Here is a 15469-nt window from a genome sequence, read left to right on the forward strand (position 1 = left end):
ACGCCGCGCTTGCGACCGCCGCTAGATCTTCGCGATGACGTTCTCGGCGAACATCTCGAGGTTGCGGATCTTGGTGTCCAGCGCCTCGGTGTCCTTGCCCATGATGTAGGGGATCCGGAAGCCGACGATGACATCGGTGACGCCCTTGTCCTCCAGGCGCTTGATGCCGTCCGGGGTATAGGCGTCGACCGAGATGACGTGGATCTCGAAGGGGCCGGTCTTGCCGGCTTCCTCGCGATACTTTTTGAGTTTGTCGATGAGCCCGTCGAGTTCCGCCGGGTCGCCGCCGCCGTGCATCCAGCCGTCCAGTCGGGCGGCCCGCTTCAGCGCCGCGTCGGCGTGGCCGCCGATCAGAATCGGGATCGGCTTGGTCGGGGCCGGCGTCATCTTCGTCTTGGGAATGTCGTAGAACTCGCCGTGGAATTCGAAGTAGTCGCCGCTGGTGAGTCCCTGGATGATCTCGATGCATTCGTCCATCCGCTTGCCTCGCCGGGCGAACGGCACACCCAGCAGCTCGTAGTCCTCCGGCCACGGGCTGGTGCCGACACCGAAGCCGATGCGGTTGTTGGTCAGCGCGGCCAGCGATCCGATCTGCTTGGCCACCAGCGCCGGCGGTCGGATCGGCAGCTTGAGGACGAAGAAGTTGAAGTGCAGCTTCGTCGTCACCGCGCCCAACGCCGCTGTCAGCACGAAGGTTTCGATGAACTCCTTGCCGTCCAGGAATTCCCGATTGCCGTCCGGCGTGTACGGATACTTCGAGTCGGATTCGAAGGGGTAGGCGATGCTGTCGGCGATCGTCATCGCGTGATACCCGGCCGCCTCCGCGGCTTGGGCCAGCGGGATGTAGTACCGATGATCGGTCATCGCCTCTGCGTAGGTGAACCGCACGTCATCCGCCTTCCATGTGGGGGCCGTCACACGACACTAGAACGTGTTCTAGTTTGACTTGCGAGCGGGTCCCGCACAACGGGATGACAGGACTCGGCTACAGCTGGTTTTCGGGGCCGATAACGGCCCAAACCGTCTTGCCCGAGGCGGTCGGTGTGCTGCCCCATGCCCGGGACAGTGCGTCGACAATTGCCAGCCCGGACACGTCGATGCCCTTGTCTGGCGACGGCAGCCGCACGGCGGCCGAGGTGCTCTCGTCGGACACCGCGATGGTCGCCGTTTCGCCGTCGGTCTCGATCCGCATCTTCGGGACGCTGCCGGTGTGCTCGAGCACGTTCTCCACGAACACGTTGACGACCACCAGCGCAACCGGGATGAGTCCGGATTGCTTCCACTCGGTTAGCCACTCGCGGACCAGCCTGCGTGATTCGCGCAGGCTGGTCAGGGTCGCCGGCAGTTCGGCATCGGCGCGCTGCAGGGTCTGGCGGGTGAGCTTGCCGAGCGCCTTGATGGCCCCTTTTTCGGTCGAGTAGACCGGCATAAAGCGGGTGACCTCGCTGCGGGTGATCGCCTCGCGACTCGCGCGATTCGAGCTGACCAGCACAATCGGGACCTTCGTCTGGGTGCCGAGCTGCAGGTGGGCACTGATGAAGGCCGACCATGCCGACTCCGCGGGCACCTTGAGCTCGCTGATGTTGACGATGACGGCCGTGGGCGCGTCCAGGGTTGCCTTGGAGATGCTCTCGCGCAGCGCCCCGGAGTTGCTGGCGTCAAGCACACCGCCGACGGTCAGGACGGCGATCGAGTCGTCCGTCCGCGTCGCAACGGCCAGCGAGCTCGGCGACTCAGCTACCGCACTCACGCTAGGACTCCTTTCCGTCTAGGACATTATCCCTGCTTATCGCGCTCCGCGATGCAGCGGTTTGGGGGCGCGTGTCCTAATTGCGGTTAGGGCACACGAATCCTAGCGCGGTCGGAAAGCAACCCAACGTATCGATCAGGCGTTCCATCTCCTGCTCCTCGAATTCCCATCCGGCAAACCAAATAAGGAACCGCCCCCCCGGCGGCAGAGACTTCTCACGTTAGTTCAGTGGCACCGATGCCACCAGATCAGAGAATTCGGAGCGGTTCAGGATTCGCTCATCGCATAGGGGGGAGCGCCCACGCCGGCGATCGCGTGGGTGCCCCACGGCGTCTGTTCGACGATGCGGGCGGGCGCGCTGTGTTCGCCCACGGCCAGCGTCGCCGTTCGCATCTGCTTGAGCGCGTCGTCCGGGAGGGGCTGGGCCGGGGCGCTAAAAAGCGTTCCCTGCCAGTGGTAAAGGCCGTCGATCGGATCGAGGCGCCCGGCCAGCCGCACGCGCACCGGGTAGGAGGCGCCGCCGATGGTCAGCGTCGCGTCGCCGTCATAGATCTCGTCGTCGCAGGGAGCTGCGGAGGACAGGTCGAACGCGTGGGAGATCCGGGCCACCAAAAACGCCGGAGCGGCTTGGAAATGGGCGCGCTCGTTGAAGACCTGCTGGCTGCTGCGCAGTACCTCGATTCGGGTGCTGCCGCTGCGCTTCATCAGTCCGAGGCATTCGACGACATAGCGAGTTTGCGCGACGACGTCGGGCCCGGTGATCGAGAAGTAGTTGGGGAAACCGTGAATCGCGATGCCCAAGAAGGGCTCGGTGCCGTTGACCCAGGCGTGTTTGGCCGACAACCCGGCGGTACCGATCAGCTCGGGAGCCTGATCGGGAATCGTGTAGCCGGTGCCGAAGATGATCGCGTCGGCTCGGTGGTCGACGCCGTCGCTGGTGCGAATGCCCGACGCGGTGATGGCGGCGATCGGTGATGCCACGAGTGTGGGCCGAGAAACCGTGCGGCCCAACGCTGCTCGGGTGTGGCGGCGCAGCCAGCGCTTGACACGAGCTGGGGGCAAAGGTAATTCGGCGACGATCCGGCGCGGTGTGTGTGCGAAAACGGTGACCGAGGCCGCCGCCGCGGCGAGCTGTGGCAGGTAGTGGCCGGCGGCGGAGTCGGTGCCGATGACCGCGACGTGCTTGCCGGCCGGATCGAAATCGGCGTCCCACTGCGCGGCGTGAAAAGACTCACCGCGAAAGTCGTTGCGCCCGGCCAGCTCCGGTGTCCATCCGGCCAGCATCCGTCGACCGGCCTCGACGACCGCCCGGGCATGCAACGTCTCGCCCGCGGCGCTGTGCAACTCCCAGATATGGGTGTCGTCGTCGAACCGCGCGCTGATGACGGGCGATTGATCGAGAACAACGATGTCGGTGATGCCCGTCGCAGGTAGTGCGGTTGCGACCCCCTTGGCTCCCGCGCCGATGACGACGACCTGCGTCGGGCTCACAGAAAGTTGGTGCGCTTCCAGCCGCGCCGCGCGATCGGGCCCAGCAGGCCTATCTCGGTCAAAAAGGCTGCGAGTGGGGCGAATCCGGACATTTGGACCTCGTGGCGATGCGGGCTGCTGCGCGCCATCGCCCGCGCCCGTTTGGGGTCCAGTCCGGTCCGCGCATAAGGGATCGGATTGCTGAACAGGAAACGGAAGAAGTACCCGCCGAGTCCGTTGATGTTGGCCATGAACCATCTGTTGAACCGCGGCATTGTCTGCGCCCGCTTGCGGGCGCCGTCGCGCGCGAACTGAATATGGCGTGCCTCTTCGGTGACGTGAATTCGCATGAGCCGCTGAATGATTGGTTGCAATTCCGGATCGTCCATCATCTGCCGCTGCAGCGAATCGAAAATCTCCTCGCCGATCAGGGCGGCCACCCACAGCATCGAGCCGTATTGGAACACGAGCGGCAGGGAATTGATGATCATCCGGTGCAACCGCCGCGGCTGTACCGGCTTGGCGCCGAGGCGCTCGATGGCTTTGCCGAACATCACCATGTGCCGGGTTTCGTCGCCCAGCTCGGTGAGCTTGTAATGCGTGGACCGGCTCGTCGGGTCCTCGTGCAGGATGGTGCGCAGCAGCGACTGGTTGAGCATGTTCTCGAACCAGATGCCGGCCGACAACGTGTTGACCAATTCCTGGCGGGAGAGCTCGATCTGTTGCTCACGGGTCATCTCGTCCCACATCGGCGTGCCGTACAGCGAGACCAGCCGGGGCGGCAGATAGAACTTGTCCGGGTCCAGCGGGGCATCCCAGTCGATGTCGACGATCGGCTCGTAGGACTTCTTGACAGAGCCCTTGAGCAACCGCTCCGAAAACTCTTCACGACTCGGCCCGCCCGGCCTCACCGCAGTTGTCATCGCCGGCGTCCCTCCATTGGGTTGCATCAGACGGTACCCATGGTACCGGGTACTTGGGGCCCCGACTAGGTGTTCGAGGTTGCGATTCGGCAATCTGACGGGGAAGGCGGCATGAGGAGGTAGCGGGTGAGTCGGCACATCCACGTGATCGGCATCGGCGCCGGGGACCCCGGCTACGTGACCATGCAGGCGATCGAGGCCCTCAACGGCACCCAGGTGTTCTTCGCGATGGACAAGGGCGAGGCCAAAAGCGACCTCGTGGCGCTGCGGCGGGAGATCTGCACGCGGTTCATCCGCGAACCGGGCTATCGCTTCGTGGAGCTGCCCGATCCGAAGCGCGCGAGTGACGGCGATTACCGGGAAGCGGTGTCCGACTGGCACGCGGCGCGCACCCGGATCTGGGCGCGGGCCATCGCCACCGAGCTGGGCCCCGACGGCGTCGGGGCCTTCCTGGCCTGGGGCGATCCGTCCCTGTACGACAGCACGCTGCGGATTCTCGACGCGATCAAAACGGAGGTGGCCGAGGTCGACTTCACGTTCGACGTCATCCCCGGCATCACCGCCGTCCAGGCGCTGACGGCCCGGCACCGCATCCCGCTCAATGACGTCGGCGAACCCGTGCTGATCACCACCGGCCGCCAGCTGCGCACGCACGGGTTGTCCGGCTCGGCGGTGGTGATGCTCGACGCCGACTGCTCGTTTACCGCCTGCCCCGCCGACACCCGGATCTGGTGGGGCGCCTACCTGGGCACCGAAGACGAACTGTTGGTGGCGGGCACGGTCGGCGAGGTGGGGGCGCGCATCGCGGCGCTGCGTGCGCAGGCCCGCGACCGGCACGGCTGGATCATGGATACCTATTTATTGCGGGCGCCGTGAGCCGATCGGCAAACTGAACAGATGCCCGAACTGCCCGAGATCGAAGCGCTGGTCGACCACCTGCGGCGCCATGCCGTGGGGTCGACGATCGGTCGCGTCGACGTCGGGGCGCTGTCGGTCCTCAAGACCTTCGATCCGCCGATCAGCGCGCTGCACGGCCTGACCGTCACCGGCGCCAACCGGTGGGGTAAGTACCTGGGGCTGCAGGCCGGGAATCTGCTGCTGATCGCGCACCTGTCGCGGGCGGGCTGGTTGCGCTGGTCGGACAAGCTGGCGGCGGCACCGCTTCGGCCCGGCAAGGGGCCCATCGCGCTGCGTGTGCACCTGGGTGTTCCGGGCAGCGCGCCGGGGTTCGACCTCACCGAGGCCGGTACCCAGAAGCGGCTGGCGGTGTGGCTGGTCGACGACCCGGAGCTGGTGCCGGGGATCGCCGCGCTGGGGCCCGACGCCCTGGATCTGAGCGCCGACGACCTGGGCGGGGTGCTGGCCGGCAACACCGGCCGGATCAAGACCGTCATCACCGACCAGAAGGTGATCGCCGGGATCGGCAACGCCTACAGCGACGAAATCCTGCATGTCGCCAAGATCTCCCCGTTCGCCACGGCCGGCAAGCTGACCCGCGAACAGCTCGCCACCTTGCACGACGCGATGATCTCGGTGCTGACCGACGCGGTGAACCGTTCGGTCGGCCAGGGCGCCGCGATGCTCAAAGGGGAGAAGCGTTCCGGGCTGCGGGTGCATGCGCGGACCGGGCTGCCCTGTCCGGTGTGCGGGGACACGGTGCGCGAAGTTTCGTTCGCGGACAAGTCTTTTCAGTACTGCCCGACGTGCCAGACCGGCGGCAAGGTGCTGGCCGATCGGCGCATGTCACGGCTGCTCAAATAATCCTGCGGCCGAACGTCGACTTGTCGTGGTGAATCAAGCCAAAAACGCCCAGCAACTCGACGTTCGCGGATATCCCGGCCGATCTGCCGGGACTTGACGCCTGTCGATATGCTGCCCGGGTGACTCGCCAGAAGATCCTCATCACCGGCGCCAGCTCCGGCCTGGGCGCCGGCATGGCGCGTACCTTCGCCGCCAAGGGTCGCGACCTGGCGCTGTGCGCCCGTCGCACCGACCGGCTCGATGAGCTGAAAGCCGAACTCTCGCAGCAGTATCCCGCGATCAAGATCGCGGTCGCCGCCCTCGACGTCAACGATCACGAGCAGGTGCCGAAGGTCTTCGCCGAACTCCGCGACGAAATCGACGGCCTCGACCGCGTCATCGTCAACGCCGGCATCGGCAAGGGCGCCAAGCTGGGTTCCGGCAAGCTCTGGGCCAACAAGGCGACCATCGAGACCAACCTGGTGGCCGCGCTGGTGCAGATCGAATCCGCGCTCGAGATATTCACCAAGTCCGGCTCGGGGCACCTGGTGCTGATCTCGTCGGTGCTCGGCAACACCGGTGTCCCGGGTGTCAAGGCCGCTTACTGTGCCAGCAAGGCGGGACTGAAGTCGCTGGGCGAGTCGCTGCGCGCCGAATACGCCAGGGGGCCGATCAAGGTTTCGACGATCGAGCCGGGATACATCGAATCGGAGATGACCGCCAAGTCGGCGAGCACAATGCTGATGGTGGACAACGAAACTGGCGTCCGGGCGCTGGTCGACGCCATCGAACGCGAGCCCGGCCGGGCGGTGGTGCCGCGGTGGCCGTGGGCGCCGCTGGTGCAGCTGATGCGGGTGCTGCCGCCGCCGCTGACCAAGCCGTTCGCCTAGCTGCCGAGCAGACGCAAAAGCACCCGCACGCACGGCGTGTCGGGGTGCTTTTGCGTCTGCTCGCGCAACAAAGTCAGTGCGGGACCGGCTCGTAATGTGCTGCGTCGGAAGTGAATTCGGGCTTGCCGTAGGTCGCTAGCCGGAGCTTGAGCAGCCCGATCACATACGCGTCGGTGATGTCCCGAAGGACGGGAATGCGACTGGCGTGGCTCACCGCGGTGAAACGTCCGATGATGAACGGCGTGGTCAGCGCTACCCGCAGCAGGTCCGTCGGGTCGAGTGAAACGCCCATTGCCTCGGCGATGTTGCGATCGCCATTGCAGAAGGTGCGCACGAAAGTGAGTTTGCTGAAACTCTTTTCGACCGCCTCGGCGCAACGGTCGAACCAAGAGGTGCCGGGGCGCAGATAGGCCGCCATCGTGCCGCGGACGAGCTCTTGGCAGATCCCGTCGAATCCGTGCCGCAGCAATGCCGAGCGCGCGTGCATGATGTGGACGATGTCGGCGGGTTCGGACGGCAGGAGTTCTTCCGGCAGGCCGAGCAGAAAACAGCGGTACCGGGCGAACTCGATGGCGGCACGTTCTTCGTCGGTGAACTTTGTCCGCCCCTGCTGGCGGACCTTCTGGGCCAACAGGTACTGGCCGATCATCCCGGCCGGCATCTGGTCGACCTGCGGCACCGGCATGCCGTAGATCGCGACGTCCCACTTGTCGGACTTCTTCAACGCGTTGTAGCGCACCATCGAATGCATCAGCCGGACCATCGCGGCGGCCTCGAATCCGGGGCCGTGACGGTCCAGCGCGCCGGGCAGGGTGGTGACGGCGAAGAAGCTGGCCGTCTCGTTGACCCGCCGGGCGGCCCGCTTGCCCGACAGCGCTCCGGTCAGGGCCATCGGCAGCGCGGCATAGGTGTTGGTGAATGTCGCGACGAAGGCGCCGCGCGTGATGAACGGGGCCAGCAGCGCGGCGGGGATGCGTTCTTGGCGCGCGCCTTCGCGCACCAGGTCGAAGTCGATCCACTCCGGGGCCGCCTCCATCGCGGCGATGAACGAGACCAGCTCGGGCGGGGCGTCGGGCACCGCCTCGAGTCCGTGCCGGCACGCCGTCTTGAGCATGTCGATCAGGTGCGTGACGCTGTGCGTATTCATCAGTGCCGCATAGGGATCGGCGACGACGTCGCCGAGCAGGGTCGCCGTGCTCATCAACTCCACGACGCGATCGTCTTCCAGGATCGGTGCCCGGTCGGCGACCCACGGGGGCAGGGCGGTGTCGACGTCGGGCTCGGTGGCCAGGCGGTCAGGCCGCATGTCGAAGTCGAAATTTCCGTAGAGGTCGGGCTGCAAATCGCGTTGGCTACGGACTCGCTGCGCAAGTTCGGGGTAGTACGTGACCATCACAACCTCCGGCTAACTAACACTTAGTGAGTAATACTCACAAGGCGTTAGTTATGCTGTCAAGCGTGGGTGTGGTCAATCCGAAGCGGCGCATGACCGCCGAGGGGCGCGGTGAGCAGATCCTCGACGTCACGCACGCGATCGTCGACGCCGAAGGCTTTCATGCGGCGACGCCGAATCGCATCGCTGCCGAGGCCGGCATCCACCGGTCGCTGATCTATCAGATGTTCGGCGACCTCGCCGGGCTGTTCGTCGAACTGATCGACCGCGAGACGGCGCGGGCCGGTGCCCAGTTCGCCGAGGCGATCTCCGGATTGGATGCCGTCCCCGAGGACCAGTCGCTGGTGCTCGCGTTCGACGGAGTGCTGGCCGCCGTCGACGCCCACCCGGCCACCTGGCGCTTGTTCATGTTCCCGCCGCAGGGCGCGCCGCCCGAGTTGTACGCGCGGCTGGCTCAGTCCGAGGCCGTCGTGCTCGAGTTCTTCGTCCGCGAACTGCTGCGTACCAACCCGCACGTGCACGACCCGGAATACACCGCCCGGATCCTGCACGCCGCCGGTCGTGAACTGCTGCGGCTACACCTGTCGGACCCGCAGACCGCGACCGTGGAACGGCTGCGCACCTTTGTGCGCCGGCTCGGGTCCGACGTGATGAGCCCGAGCGTCTAGCTGACCCGTCCTCGTTCGGTCCGGTAGCGGCGGACCAGGGCATCGGTCGAGCTGTCCGACTGCGGCGCCGGCGAGGTGTCGCTGGTGAGCACCGAAAGCAGCGCCTTGGCCTGAGTCTTGCCCAGCTCGACGCCCCACTGATCGAACGAGTCGATTCCCCACACCACGCCCTCGGTGAACACCTGATGCTCGTAGAGCGCGATCAGCTGTCCCACCACCGACGGCGTAAGCCGTTCAGCCAGAATCGAAGTCGACGGCCGGTTGCCCGGCATCACCTTGTGCGGCACCACCTCGGCGGGAGTCCCCTCGGCGGCGATTTCCTCCGCCGTCTTGCCGAACGCCAGCACCTGAGTCTGCGCGAAGAAGTTGCTCATCAACAGGTCGTGCATGCTGCCGGTGCCGTCGGCGGTGGGCAGGTCGTCGGTGGGCTGGCTGAAGCCGAGGAAGTCGGCGGGCACGATGCGGGTGCCCTGGTGCAACAGTTGGTAGAAGGCGTGCTGGCCGTTGGTTCCCGGTTCGCCCCAAAAGATTTCGCCGGTGTCGGTGGTGACCGGCGTGCCATCGGCGCGGGTGGACTTGCCGTTGGATTCCATCGTCAGCTGCTGCAGGTACGCCGCGAAGCGGGCCAGGTCGTTGGAATAGGGCAGCACCGCGCGCGCCTGCGCGTCGAAGAAGTTGGAGTACCACAACCCGATCAGGCCGAGCAGCGCCGGCGCGTTGGACTCCAGCGGGGCGGTCTTGAAGTGCTCGTCGACAATGTGGAATCCGGACAGGAAGTCGGCGAAGGCCTCGCGGCCGATCACGGCCATCACCGACAGCCCGATCGCCGAGTCGACCGAGTAGCGGCCGCCGACCCAGTCCCAGAAGCCGAACATGTTGTCGGTGTTGATGCCGAACTCGTCGACCAGGCGCTTGTTGGTCGAGACCGCCACGAAGTGTTTGGACACCGCGGCGTCGCCGAGCGCGTCGGTGAGCCAGCGGCGCGCGGCGGTGGCGTTGGTCAGCGTTTCCAGCGTCGAGAACGTCTTCGAGGCGACGATGAAAAGCGTTGTGGCGGGTTCCAAGTCGGCCAGGGTGGCGACCAGGTCGGCCGGGTCGACGTTGGACACGAAGCGCGCCGAGATCCCGGCGTCGGCGTAGTGGCGCAGCGCCTGGTAGACCATCACCGGCCCCAGGTCCGAACCGCCGATGCCGATGTTGACGACCGTCTTGATCCGTTCCCCGGTGGCCCCGGTCCATTCGCCGGTGCGCAATCGATCGGTGAAATCGCCCATCGCATCCAGCACGCTGTGGACGTCCTCGACGATGTTTTGGCCGTCCACCACCAGCTCGGCATCCCGGGGCAGCCGCAGCGCGGTGTGCAGCACCGCGCGATCCTCCGAGGTGTTGATGTGCACGCCGGAGAACATTTGATCGCGGCGCTCTTCGAGATTGGCCGCCCGCGCCAGGTCGATCAGCAAGCTCAAGGTCTCGCGGGTGACGCGGTGCTTGCTGTAGTCGATGTACAGGTCGCCGACCGTGACCGTCAGCTCGCGACCGCGATCGGGGTCGTCGTCGAAGAACTGGCGCAGGTGGGTTTCGCCGATTTGCTCGTGATGCCTACGCAGGGCGTCCCACGCCGGAGTGGCGGTGATGTCGGGGATGGTGAGCACGGAGGTCATGGTTCGACCCTAGTGCCGACTCACGGGCGACAGCCACCGCTGGCGGGCAGCGCGATCCCCCGCAGTAATACAGAAATTGACGGTAAAGAATCCTCGGTATTGAGGATTGTCAGTGGCCGAGCCGGCCCCTGCCCAAGCGCAGCAGCAGCATCGCGAGGTCCTTACCCTCCGGACCGAGCTCGCTGTAACGCTGGATGACTTTCATTTCGCGGCTATGAACCAGTCGAGTACCGCCGGAGGCCATCCGGGCCCGCCCGATCTCGCGAGAAACTTCGGCACGCCGCTGGACGGCAGCCAGTATCTCGGCATCGAGCCGGTCGATCTCGAGGCGCAACTCTTCAATGTTCGCCAACTGTTCAATGTCGATCATCTCGACGCTCATCCCTACACCCCCGTGTTGTTTTGATGTTGTTCTTTTGGTCTTGTTCGCTATTGGGCTGGAAAACGTTTCTCGCTCTGGAAAAAGTTCGAGCCCTGAATCCGGGAGGCGGACCACAGGGCTCTAGCAATCACAGCTAGACCATGGGCACCGCTGGCCGGTACCCACAGTAAAATCGGCGACGCCACTCGAGGATCGAGAGGCGGCGATGGAGCTGCGTATTGCCCATGTAACGAGTGTGCCACACGCTCGGACCCCCGGGAGCAAAACGACAAGTTCAGCAACTCGACCTTGCTTGGGTGCCGTGGCCTGGGCGTTTGTCGTCGGAGGGTAGCGGTAAATTTAGGCAGACATGACTGCGCACGCAACTGATGACAAACTCGCGGCCGAGGTAGATCAGCTGCTCGACGGCCTCAATCCGCACCAGCGTCAAGCGGTGGTACACGAGGGCTCGCCCCTCCTGATCGTGGCCGGCGCGGGCTCCGGGAAGACCGCGGTGCTGACGCGACGCGTGGCGTATCTCATAGCCGCGCGCGGCGTTGGGGTCGGGCAGATACTGGCCATCACCTTCACCAACAAAGCCGCCGCTGAGATGCGTGAACGGGTGGTGAGGCTGGTCGGCAACCGCGCCCGTGCGATGTGGGTGTCCACCTTCCACTCGACCTGCGTGCGCATCCTGCGCAATCAGGCCTCCTTGATAAAAGGCCTCAATTCCAACTTCTCTATCTACGACGCCGACGACTCGCGCCGCTTGCTGCAGATGATCGGGCGCGACATGGGCCTGGACATCAAGCGGTACTCGCCGCGGCTGCTGTCCGTCGCGATCTCGAACCTGAAGAACGAGCTGATCGATCCGGATCAGGCTGTGTCCAACCTCACGGACGAATCCGATGACTTGGCTCACACCGTGGCCTCTGTATATGGCGAATACCAACGGCGGCTGCGGGCGGCCAACGCGCTGGACTTCGACGACCTGATCGGCGAGACGGTCGCGGTGCTGCAGACCTTCCCGCAGATCGCCCAGTACTACCGGCGCCGGTTCCGCCACGTCCTGGTCGACGAATACCAGGACACCAACCACGCTCAGTACGTACTGGTGCGGGAATTGGTAGGACGCGACGACGGAAATTCGTCCGACGATGACGTACCGCCCGCGGAGTTATGTGTAGTCGGCGATGCCGATCAGTCGATCTACGCGTTCCGGGGCGCCACCATTCGCAATATCGAGGAGTTTGAACGCGACTACCCCGATGCGGCCACCATTCTGCTGGAGCAGAATTACCGTTCGACGCAGAACATTCTTTCGGCGGCCAATTCGGTGATCGCGCGCAACTCTGGACGCCGGGAGAAGCGGCTGTGGACCGACGCAGGTGACGGAGAGTTGATCGTCGGCTATGTCGCCGACAATGAGCACGACGAGGCCCGGTTCGTCGCCCAAGAAATTGACGCGCTCGCCGAGCAGGACGAAATTACCTATAACGATGTAGCCGTCTTCTATCGCACCAACAATTCGTCGCGGTCGTTGGAAGAGGTGTTCATCCGCGCCGGCATCCCCTACAAGGTCGTCGGGGGAGTGCGATTCTACGAGCGCAAGGAAATCCGCGACATCGTCGCCTATTTGCGGGTGCTGGACAACCCCGGCGACGCGGTCAGCATGCGGCGCATCCTCAACACGCCGCGCCGGGGCATCGGAGACCGCGCCGAGGCATGTGTGGCCGTGTACGCCGAGAACACCGGCGCCAGCTTCGCCGACGCGTTGGTCGCCGCCGCCGAAGGCAAAGTTCCGATGCTCAATTCCCGTGCGGAGAAGGCAATTTCGGGATTCGTCGAGCTGCTCGACGAGTTGCGGGGCCACCTCGACGACGACCTCGGCGAGCTGGTCGAGGCGGTGCTCGAACACACCGGATATCGTCGGGAGCTGGAGTCCTCGACGGACCCCCAGGAGCTGGCCCGGTTGGACAACCTCAACGAACTCGTCAGCGTCGCACACGAATTCAGCATCGATGCGGCCAACGCCGCCGCGCTCGACGAATCCGCGGAGGCCCCCGAGGACGAAGACGTGCCCGAAACCGGTGCGCTAGCTTCGTTTTTGGAGCGGGTATCCCTGGTCGCCGATACCGACGAGATTCCCGAGCACGCGGCCGGCGTGGTGACGCTGATGACGTTGCACACGGCCAAGGGCCTGGAGTTCCCGGTGGTGTTCGTCACCGGCTGGGAGGACGGGATGTTCCCGCACATGCGGGCGCTCGATGATCCGCGCGAACTCTCCGAGGAACGCCGGCTGGCCTACGTGGGCATCACCCGCGCCCGGCAACGTCTGTATCTGAGCCGGGCTATCGTCCGGTCCTCCTGGGGGCAGCCGATGCTCAACCCGGAATCGCGTTTCCTGCAAGAGATTCCGCAAGAGCTGATGGACTGGCGGCGCACTGCGCCGGCCCCGTCATATAGCGCGCCGGTCAGCGGTGCCGGACGGTTCGGGACGCCGCGTGCCGCGCCGGCGCGCTCCGGGGCAACCAAACGTCCGCTACTGGTGCTGGAGCCCGGCGATCGGGTTACTCACGACAAGTACGGGCTGGGCCGCGTCGAGGAAGTCTCCGGCGTCGGCGAATCGGCGATGTCGCTGATCGACTTCGGCAGCTCCGGGCGGGTCAAGCTGATGCACAACCACGCTCCGGTCAGCAAGCTCTAAGCCGCGTACGTCGAGTGTGCGTTCGCGGCTTTGAGTGTGCTTCCTGGGCGCACCCGGCCGGCGTGTCTTCGCCCTTAGCGCACACCGAAATCAGCGGGAGCACGTTCGGCGAAAAAGGGCCCTAAGACTCCTGCAGCCAGCGTTTGGTCCGCGGGTGCATCGCCAGCACCGCGCTGGCGATCGGCAGCAGCGGAAAGGCGTGCACGATCCACGCGACGCGGGCGCCGGCGATGAAAACGCCGCCGTAGGTCAGCACCGCGACCACCGCGCCCGTCGTGATCAGGTAGCGGCCCAGGGCGCGACGCTGCAGCAGCATGATCACACCCGCGATGGTGGTGGTCGCGAAGGCCAGGGCGAGAAAAGCGATCGCGATGCAGAACAGGCGATCGGTTCGCCACCAGCCGGCGATCAAATCGGTGGCCACCACCGACGTGGCCCAGCCGCTGACGATGCTGACCGCGGCGGCCGCGATCACCGTCCGGGCAGTGGGGTCATCGACCGGGCGGTCCGGCAGGCTGCGCGCTGCCGCGCGAGTGGCTCCCTGGCCGGGTGGGGCCTGCCGGGGCAGGTGCGTCGTCGGGGTTTCCGGGATCGTGGGCATCGGCCCGCTCGGGGCACGCCGAATGATCCGTGTTCGAGATTCGGGGGGCGGCTCGGTTGGTTCGGGGTCGTTCGGCGCGGTCACCTCAACCAGCGTAATTGCCGACGAAAATTCCTCGCTTGGCCAGCCACGGGACCGGGTCGATTCGTTCGCTGCCGCCTTGCAGCACCTCGAAGTGCAGATGCGGGCCGGTGGAATTGCCCCGGTTGCCCATCGTGGCGATCTGGTCACCGGCCATCACGCGCTGGCCGACACTGACCAGCGTGGTGTTGATGTGGCCGTACAGCGTGACGGTGCCGTCGGCGTGCAGCAGCTTGACCCACATTCCGTAGCCGGCGGTCGGGCCGGCGTCGATCACGAGGCCGTCGGACACCGCCACGATCGGCGTTCCGATCGAGTTGGCGAGGTCGATGCCGGCATGCAGCACGCCCCAGCGATACCCGAAGTTCGACGTGAAGATCCCGTGGGTGGGCACCACGTACAGCGGCTGCTGCAGTCGCGCTTCGCGCTGGGCGCGGTCGTTGGCGAAGGCCACGCCCTTGGCGAGTTCTTGGTTGTGCAAGGCGTTGGCCGCGGGCTGGACCGCGATCACCTGGGCGCCGCGGGTGGCGTTGCCGCTTGACCCGCCGGTCAGTGCCGACGCGTTGGCGGTCAGCACGGTTTCGGCCTGGGTGGTTTCGGCTTGGCTGGTCGCGGTGTGCGCTGCCGCGGCGGCCGCGCCGGCGGCCATCGACGCGATCAGCACCCGACCCTTGGCCGCGCTGGTCGGTTGCTTGCGGTGCTGCCCGCCGCGGCGGGCCACACCGGCCATGTCGACGTCGTCCGAGCCGGGGTCGACGCCAAGCTTGAGGGCGAGCTGAGCCAGCGCTTCGTTGGGGGCCACGGGGGTGGGGGCCGCCAGCTGCAGCGGGGTCAGATCGTCGATCTCATCCAGATCGTCGAGCTCGGGCGCGAGCAGTACCTGTGCTTCGTAGTCGAACGTGGAGTCGTTACTGAGGTCCAGATCGTCGAGCTCACCGGAGTCCGCGAAGTCCAGGTCGTCGAAGTCGAAGCCGTCCAACGGCAGGATTTCGGTGACTTCGTTGTGGTGAGGTTGCGCCCACTGGTCGCGATGATGGCGGCCGGCTCCTGACAACGCAGGAGTACGCGCGAGACGGTGCTGGGACAAGCTGAATGTCCTCGTATCGTGACCATAACGTTATCTGGACTTTAGGACGTTATCCGTTTACGGATCCGACTGGCAACCTCGGGGCCGGATTGTGAACTGGATCACGTTTGGCGTCTGCTGGCGTGTCGTGACCTGTG

14 protein-coding genes and 1 pseudogene are annotated in these 15469 nt (G+C 65.7%); 6 read left to right on the plus strand and 9 right to left on the minus strand.

Annotated features, from left to right (window positions below; all coding sequences use genetic code 11):
- Positions 1-21: 21 nt before the first annotated feature.
- From G6N55_RS22525 to G6N55_RS22540, 4 genes are all read right to left on the minus strand, one after another.
- Positions 22-888 (minus strand): LLM class flavin-dependent oxidoreductase, encoded by an 867-nt coding sequence (locus G6N55_RS22525; RefSeq protein ID WP_085219841.1) that lies wholly within the window; start codon positions 886-888, stop codon positions 22-24.
- A 97-nt stretch (positions 889-985) separates the two neighbouring features.
- Positions 986-1750 (minus strand): STAS domain-containing protein, encoded by a 765-nt coding sequence (locus G6N55_RS22530; RefSeq protein WP_085219840.1) that lies wholly within the window; start codon positions 1748-1750, stop codon positions 986-988.
- A gap of 267 nt (positions 1751-2017) precedes the next feature.
- Entirely contained in the window at positions 2018-3241 is a 1224-nt protein-coding gene (locus tag G6N55_RS22535; RefSeq protein ID WP_085219839.1) for a DUF4873 domain-containing protein, read from the minus strand.
- Entirely contained in the window at positions 3238-4143 is a 906-nt protein-coding gene (locus G6N55_RS22540; protein ID WP_085219838.1) for an AurF N-oxygenase family protein, read from the minus strand. The genes G6N55_RS22535 and G6N55_RS22540 overlap by 4 nt, the downstream gene beginning before the upstream one ends.
- A 126-nt stretch (positions 4144-4269) precedes the next feature.
- On the opposite strand from G6N55_RS22540, the gene cobF reads away from it, so the two are divergent.
- The 4 genes and pseudogenes from cobF (at position 4270) to G6N55_RS22555 (ending at position 6773) form a co-directional block, all read left to right on the plus strand.
- Positions 4270-5019 (plus strand): precorrin-6A synthase (deacetylating), encoded by a 750-nt coding sequence (gene cobF, locus G6N55_RS22545; protein WP_085219837.1) that lies wholly within the window; start codon positions 4270-4272, stop codon positions 5017-5019.
- 21 nt (positions 5020-5040) lie between these two features.
- Positions 5041-5277, plus strand: a pseudogene (locus G6N55_RS29965) (DNA-formamidopyrimidine glycosylase family protein); the annotation flags it as partial.
- Positions 5278-5433: 156 nt separating this feature from the next.
- Positions 5434-5904, plus strand: coding sequence for a zinc finger domain-containing protein (locus G6N55_RS29970; RefSeq protein WP_232079094.1), 471 nt, complete (start codon positions 5434-5436; stop codon positions 5902-5904).
- 119 nt (positions 5905-6023) lie between these two features.
- The gene (locus tag G6N55_RS22555) at positions 6024-6773 is read left to right on the plus strand and encodes an SDR family oxidoreductase (protein WP_085219835.1); all 750 of its coding nucleotides are present in this window, start codon (positions 6024-6026) and stop codon (positions 6771-6773) included.
- Between the two features lie 73 nt (positions 6774-6846).
- Here G6N55_RS22555 and G6N55_RS22560 read toward each other — a convergent pair whose 3' ends face one another.
- Complete coding sequence (locus G6N55_RS22560; protein ID WP_085219834.1) at positions 6847-8166, minus strand: oxygenase MpaB family protein; 1320 nt, start codon at positions 8164-8166, stop codon at positions 6847-6849.
- Positions 8167-8258: 92 nt separating this feature from the next.
- On the opposite strand from G6N55_RS22560, the gene G6N55_RS22565 reads away from it, so the two are divergent.
- Positions 8259-8834 (plus strand): TetR/AcrR family transcriptional regulator, encoded by a 576-nt coding sequence (locus G6N55_RS22565; RefSeq protein WP_169718471.1) that lies wholly within the window; start codon positions 8259-8261, stop codon positions 8832-8834.
- Here the strand turns inward: G6N55_RS22565 and pgi are convergent.
- Together pgi and G6N55_RS22575 are read right to left on the minus strand one after the other, a co-directional pair.
- Positions 8831-10495, minus strand: coding sequence for a glucose-6-phosphate isomerase (gene pgi, locus G6N55_RS22570; protein WP_085219832.1), 1665 nt, complete (start codon positions 10493-10495; stop codon positions 8831-8833). The two genes, G6N55_RS22565 and pgi, sit on opposite strands and share 4 nt — an antisense overlap.
- Before the next feature lie 109 nt (positions 10496-10604).
- Positions 10605-10928 carry a chorismate mutase gene (locus G6N55_RS22575; RefSeq protein ID WP_264002041.1) on the minus strand — a complete coding sequence of 108 codons (324 nt, stop codon included), beginning with the start codon at positions 10926-10928 and terminating at the stop codon, positions 10605-10607.
- Positions 10929-11226: 298 nt separating this feature from the next.
- Here G6N55_RS22575 and pcrA point away from each other — a divergent pair, with 298 nt between their 5' ends.
- A complete protein-coding gene (gene pcrA, locus G6N55_RS22580; RefSeq protein WP_085219830.1) occupies positions 11227-13563 on the plus strand; it encodes a DNA helicase PcrA in 2337 nt (778 codons plus the stop codon).
- A 121-nt stretch (positions 13564-13684) separates the two neighbouring features.
- On the opposite strand, the gene G6N55_RS22585 is transcribed toward pcrA, so the two are convergent.
- Both G6N55_RS22585 and G6N55_RS22590 read right to left on the minus strand, forming a co-directional pair.
- A complete protein-coding gene (locus G6N55_RS22585) occupies positions 13685-14248 on the minus strand; it encodes a hypothetical protein (protein ID WP_372517595.1) in 564 nt (187 codons plus the stop codon).
- Between the two features lies 1 nt (position 14249).
- A complete protein-coding gene (locus G6N55_RS22590) occupies positions 14250-15299 on the minus strand; it encodes a M23 family metallopeptidase (RefSeq protein ID WP_139826652.1) in 1050 nt (349 codons plus the stop codon).
- Between the last annotated feature and the right edge of the window lie 170 nt (positions 15300-15469).

Origin of the sequence: Mycobacterium florentinum, from assembly GCF_010730355.1 — a bacterium.
Taxonomy (GTDB): Bacteria; Actinomycetota; Actinomycetes; order Mycobacteriales; family Mycobacteriaceae; genus Mycobacterium; species Mycobacterium florentinum.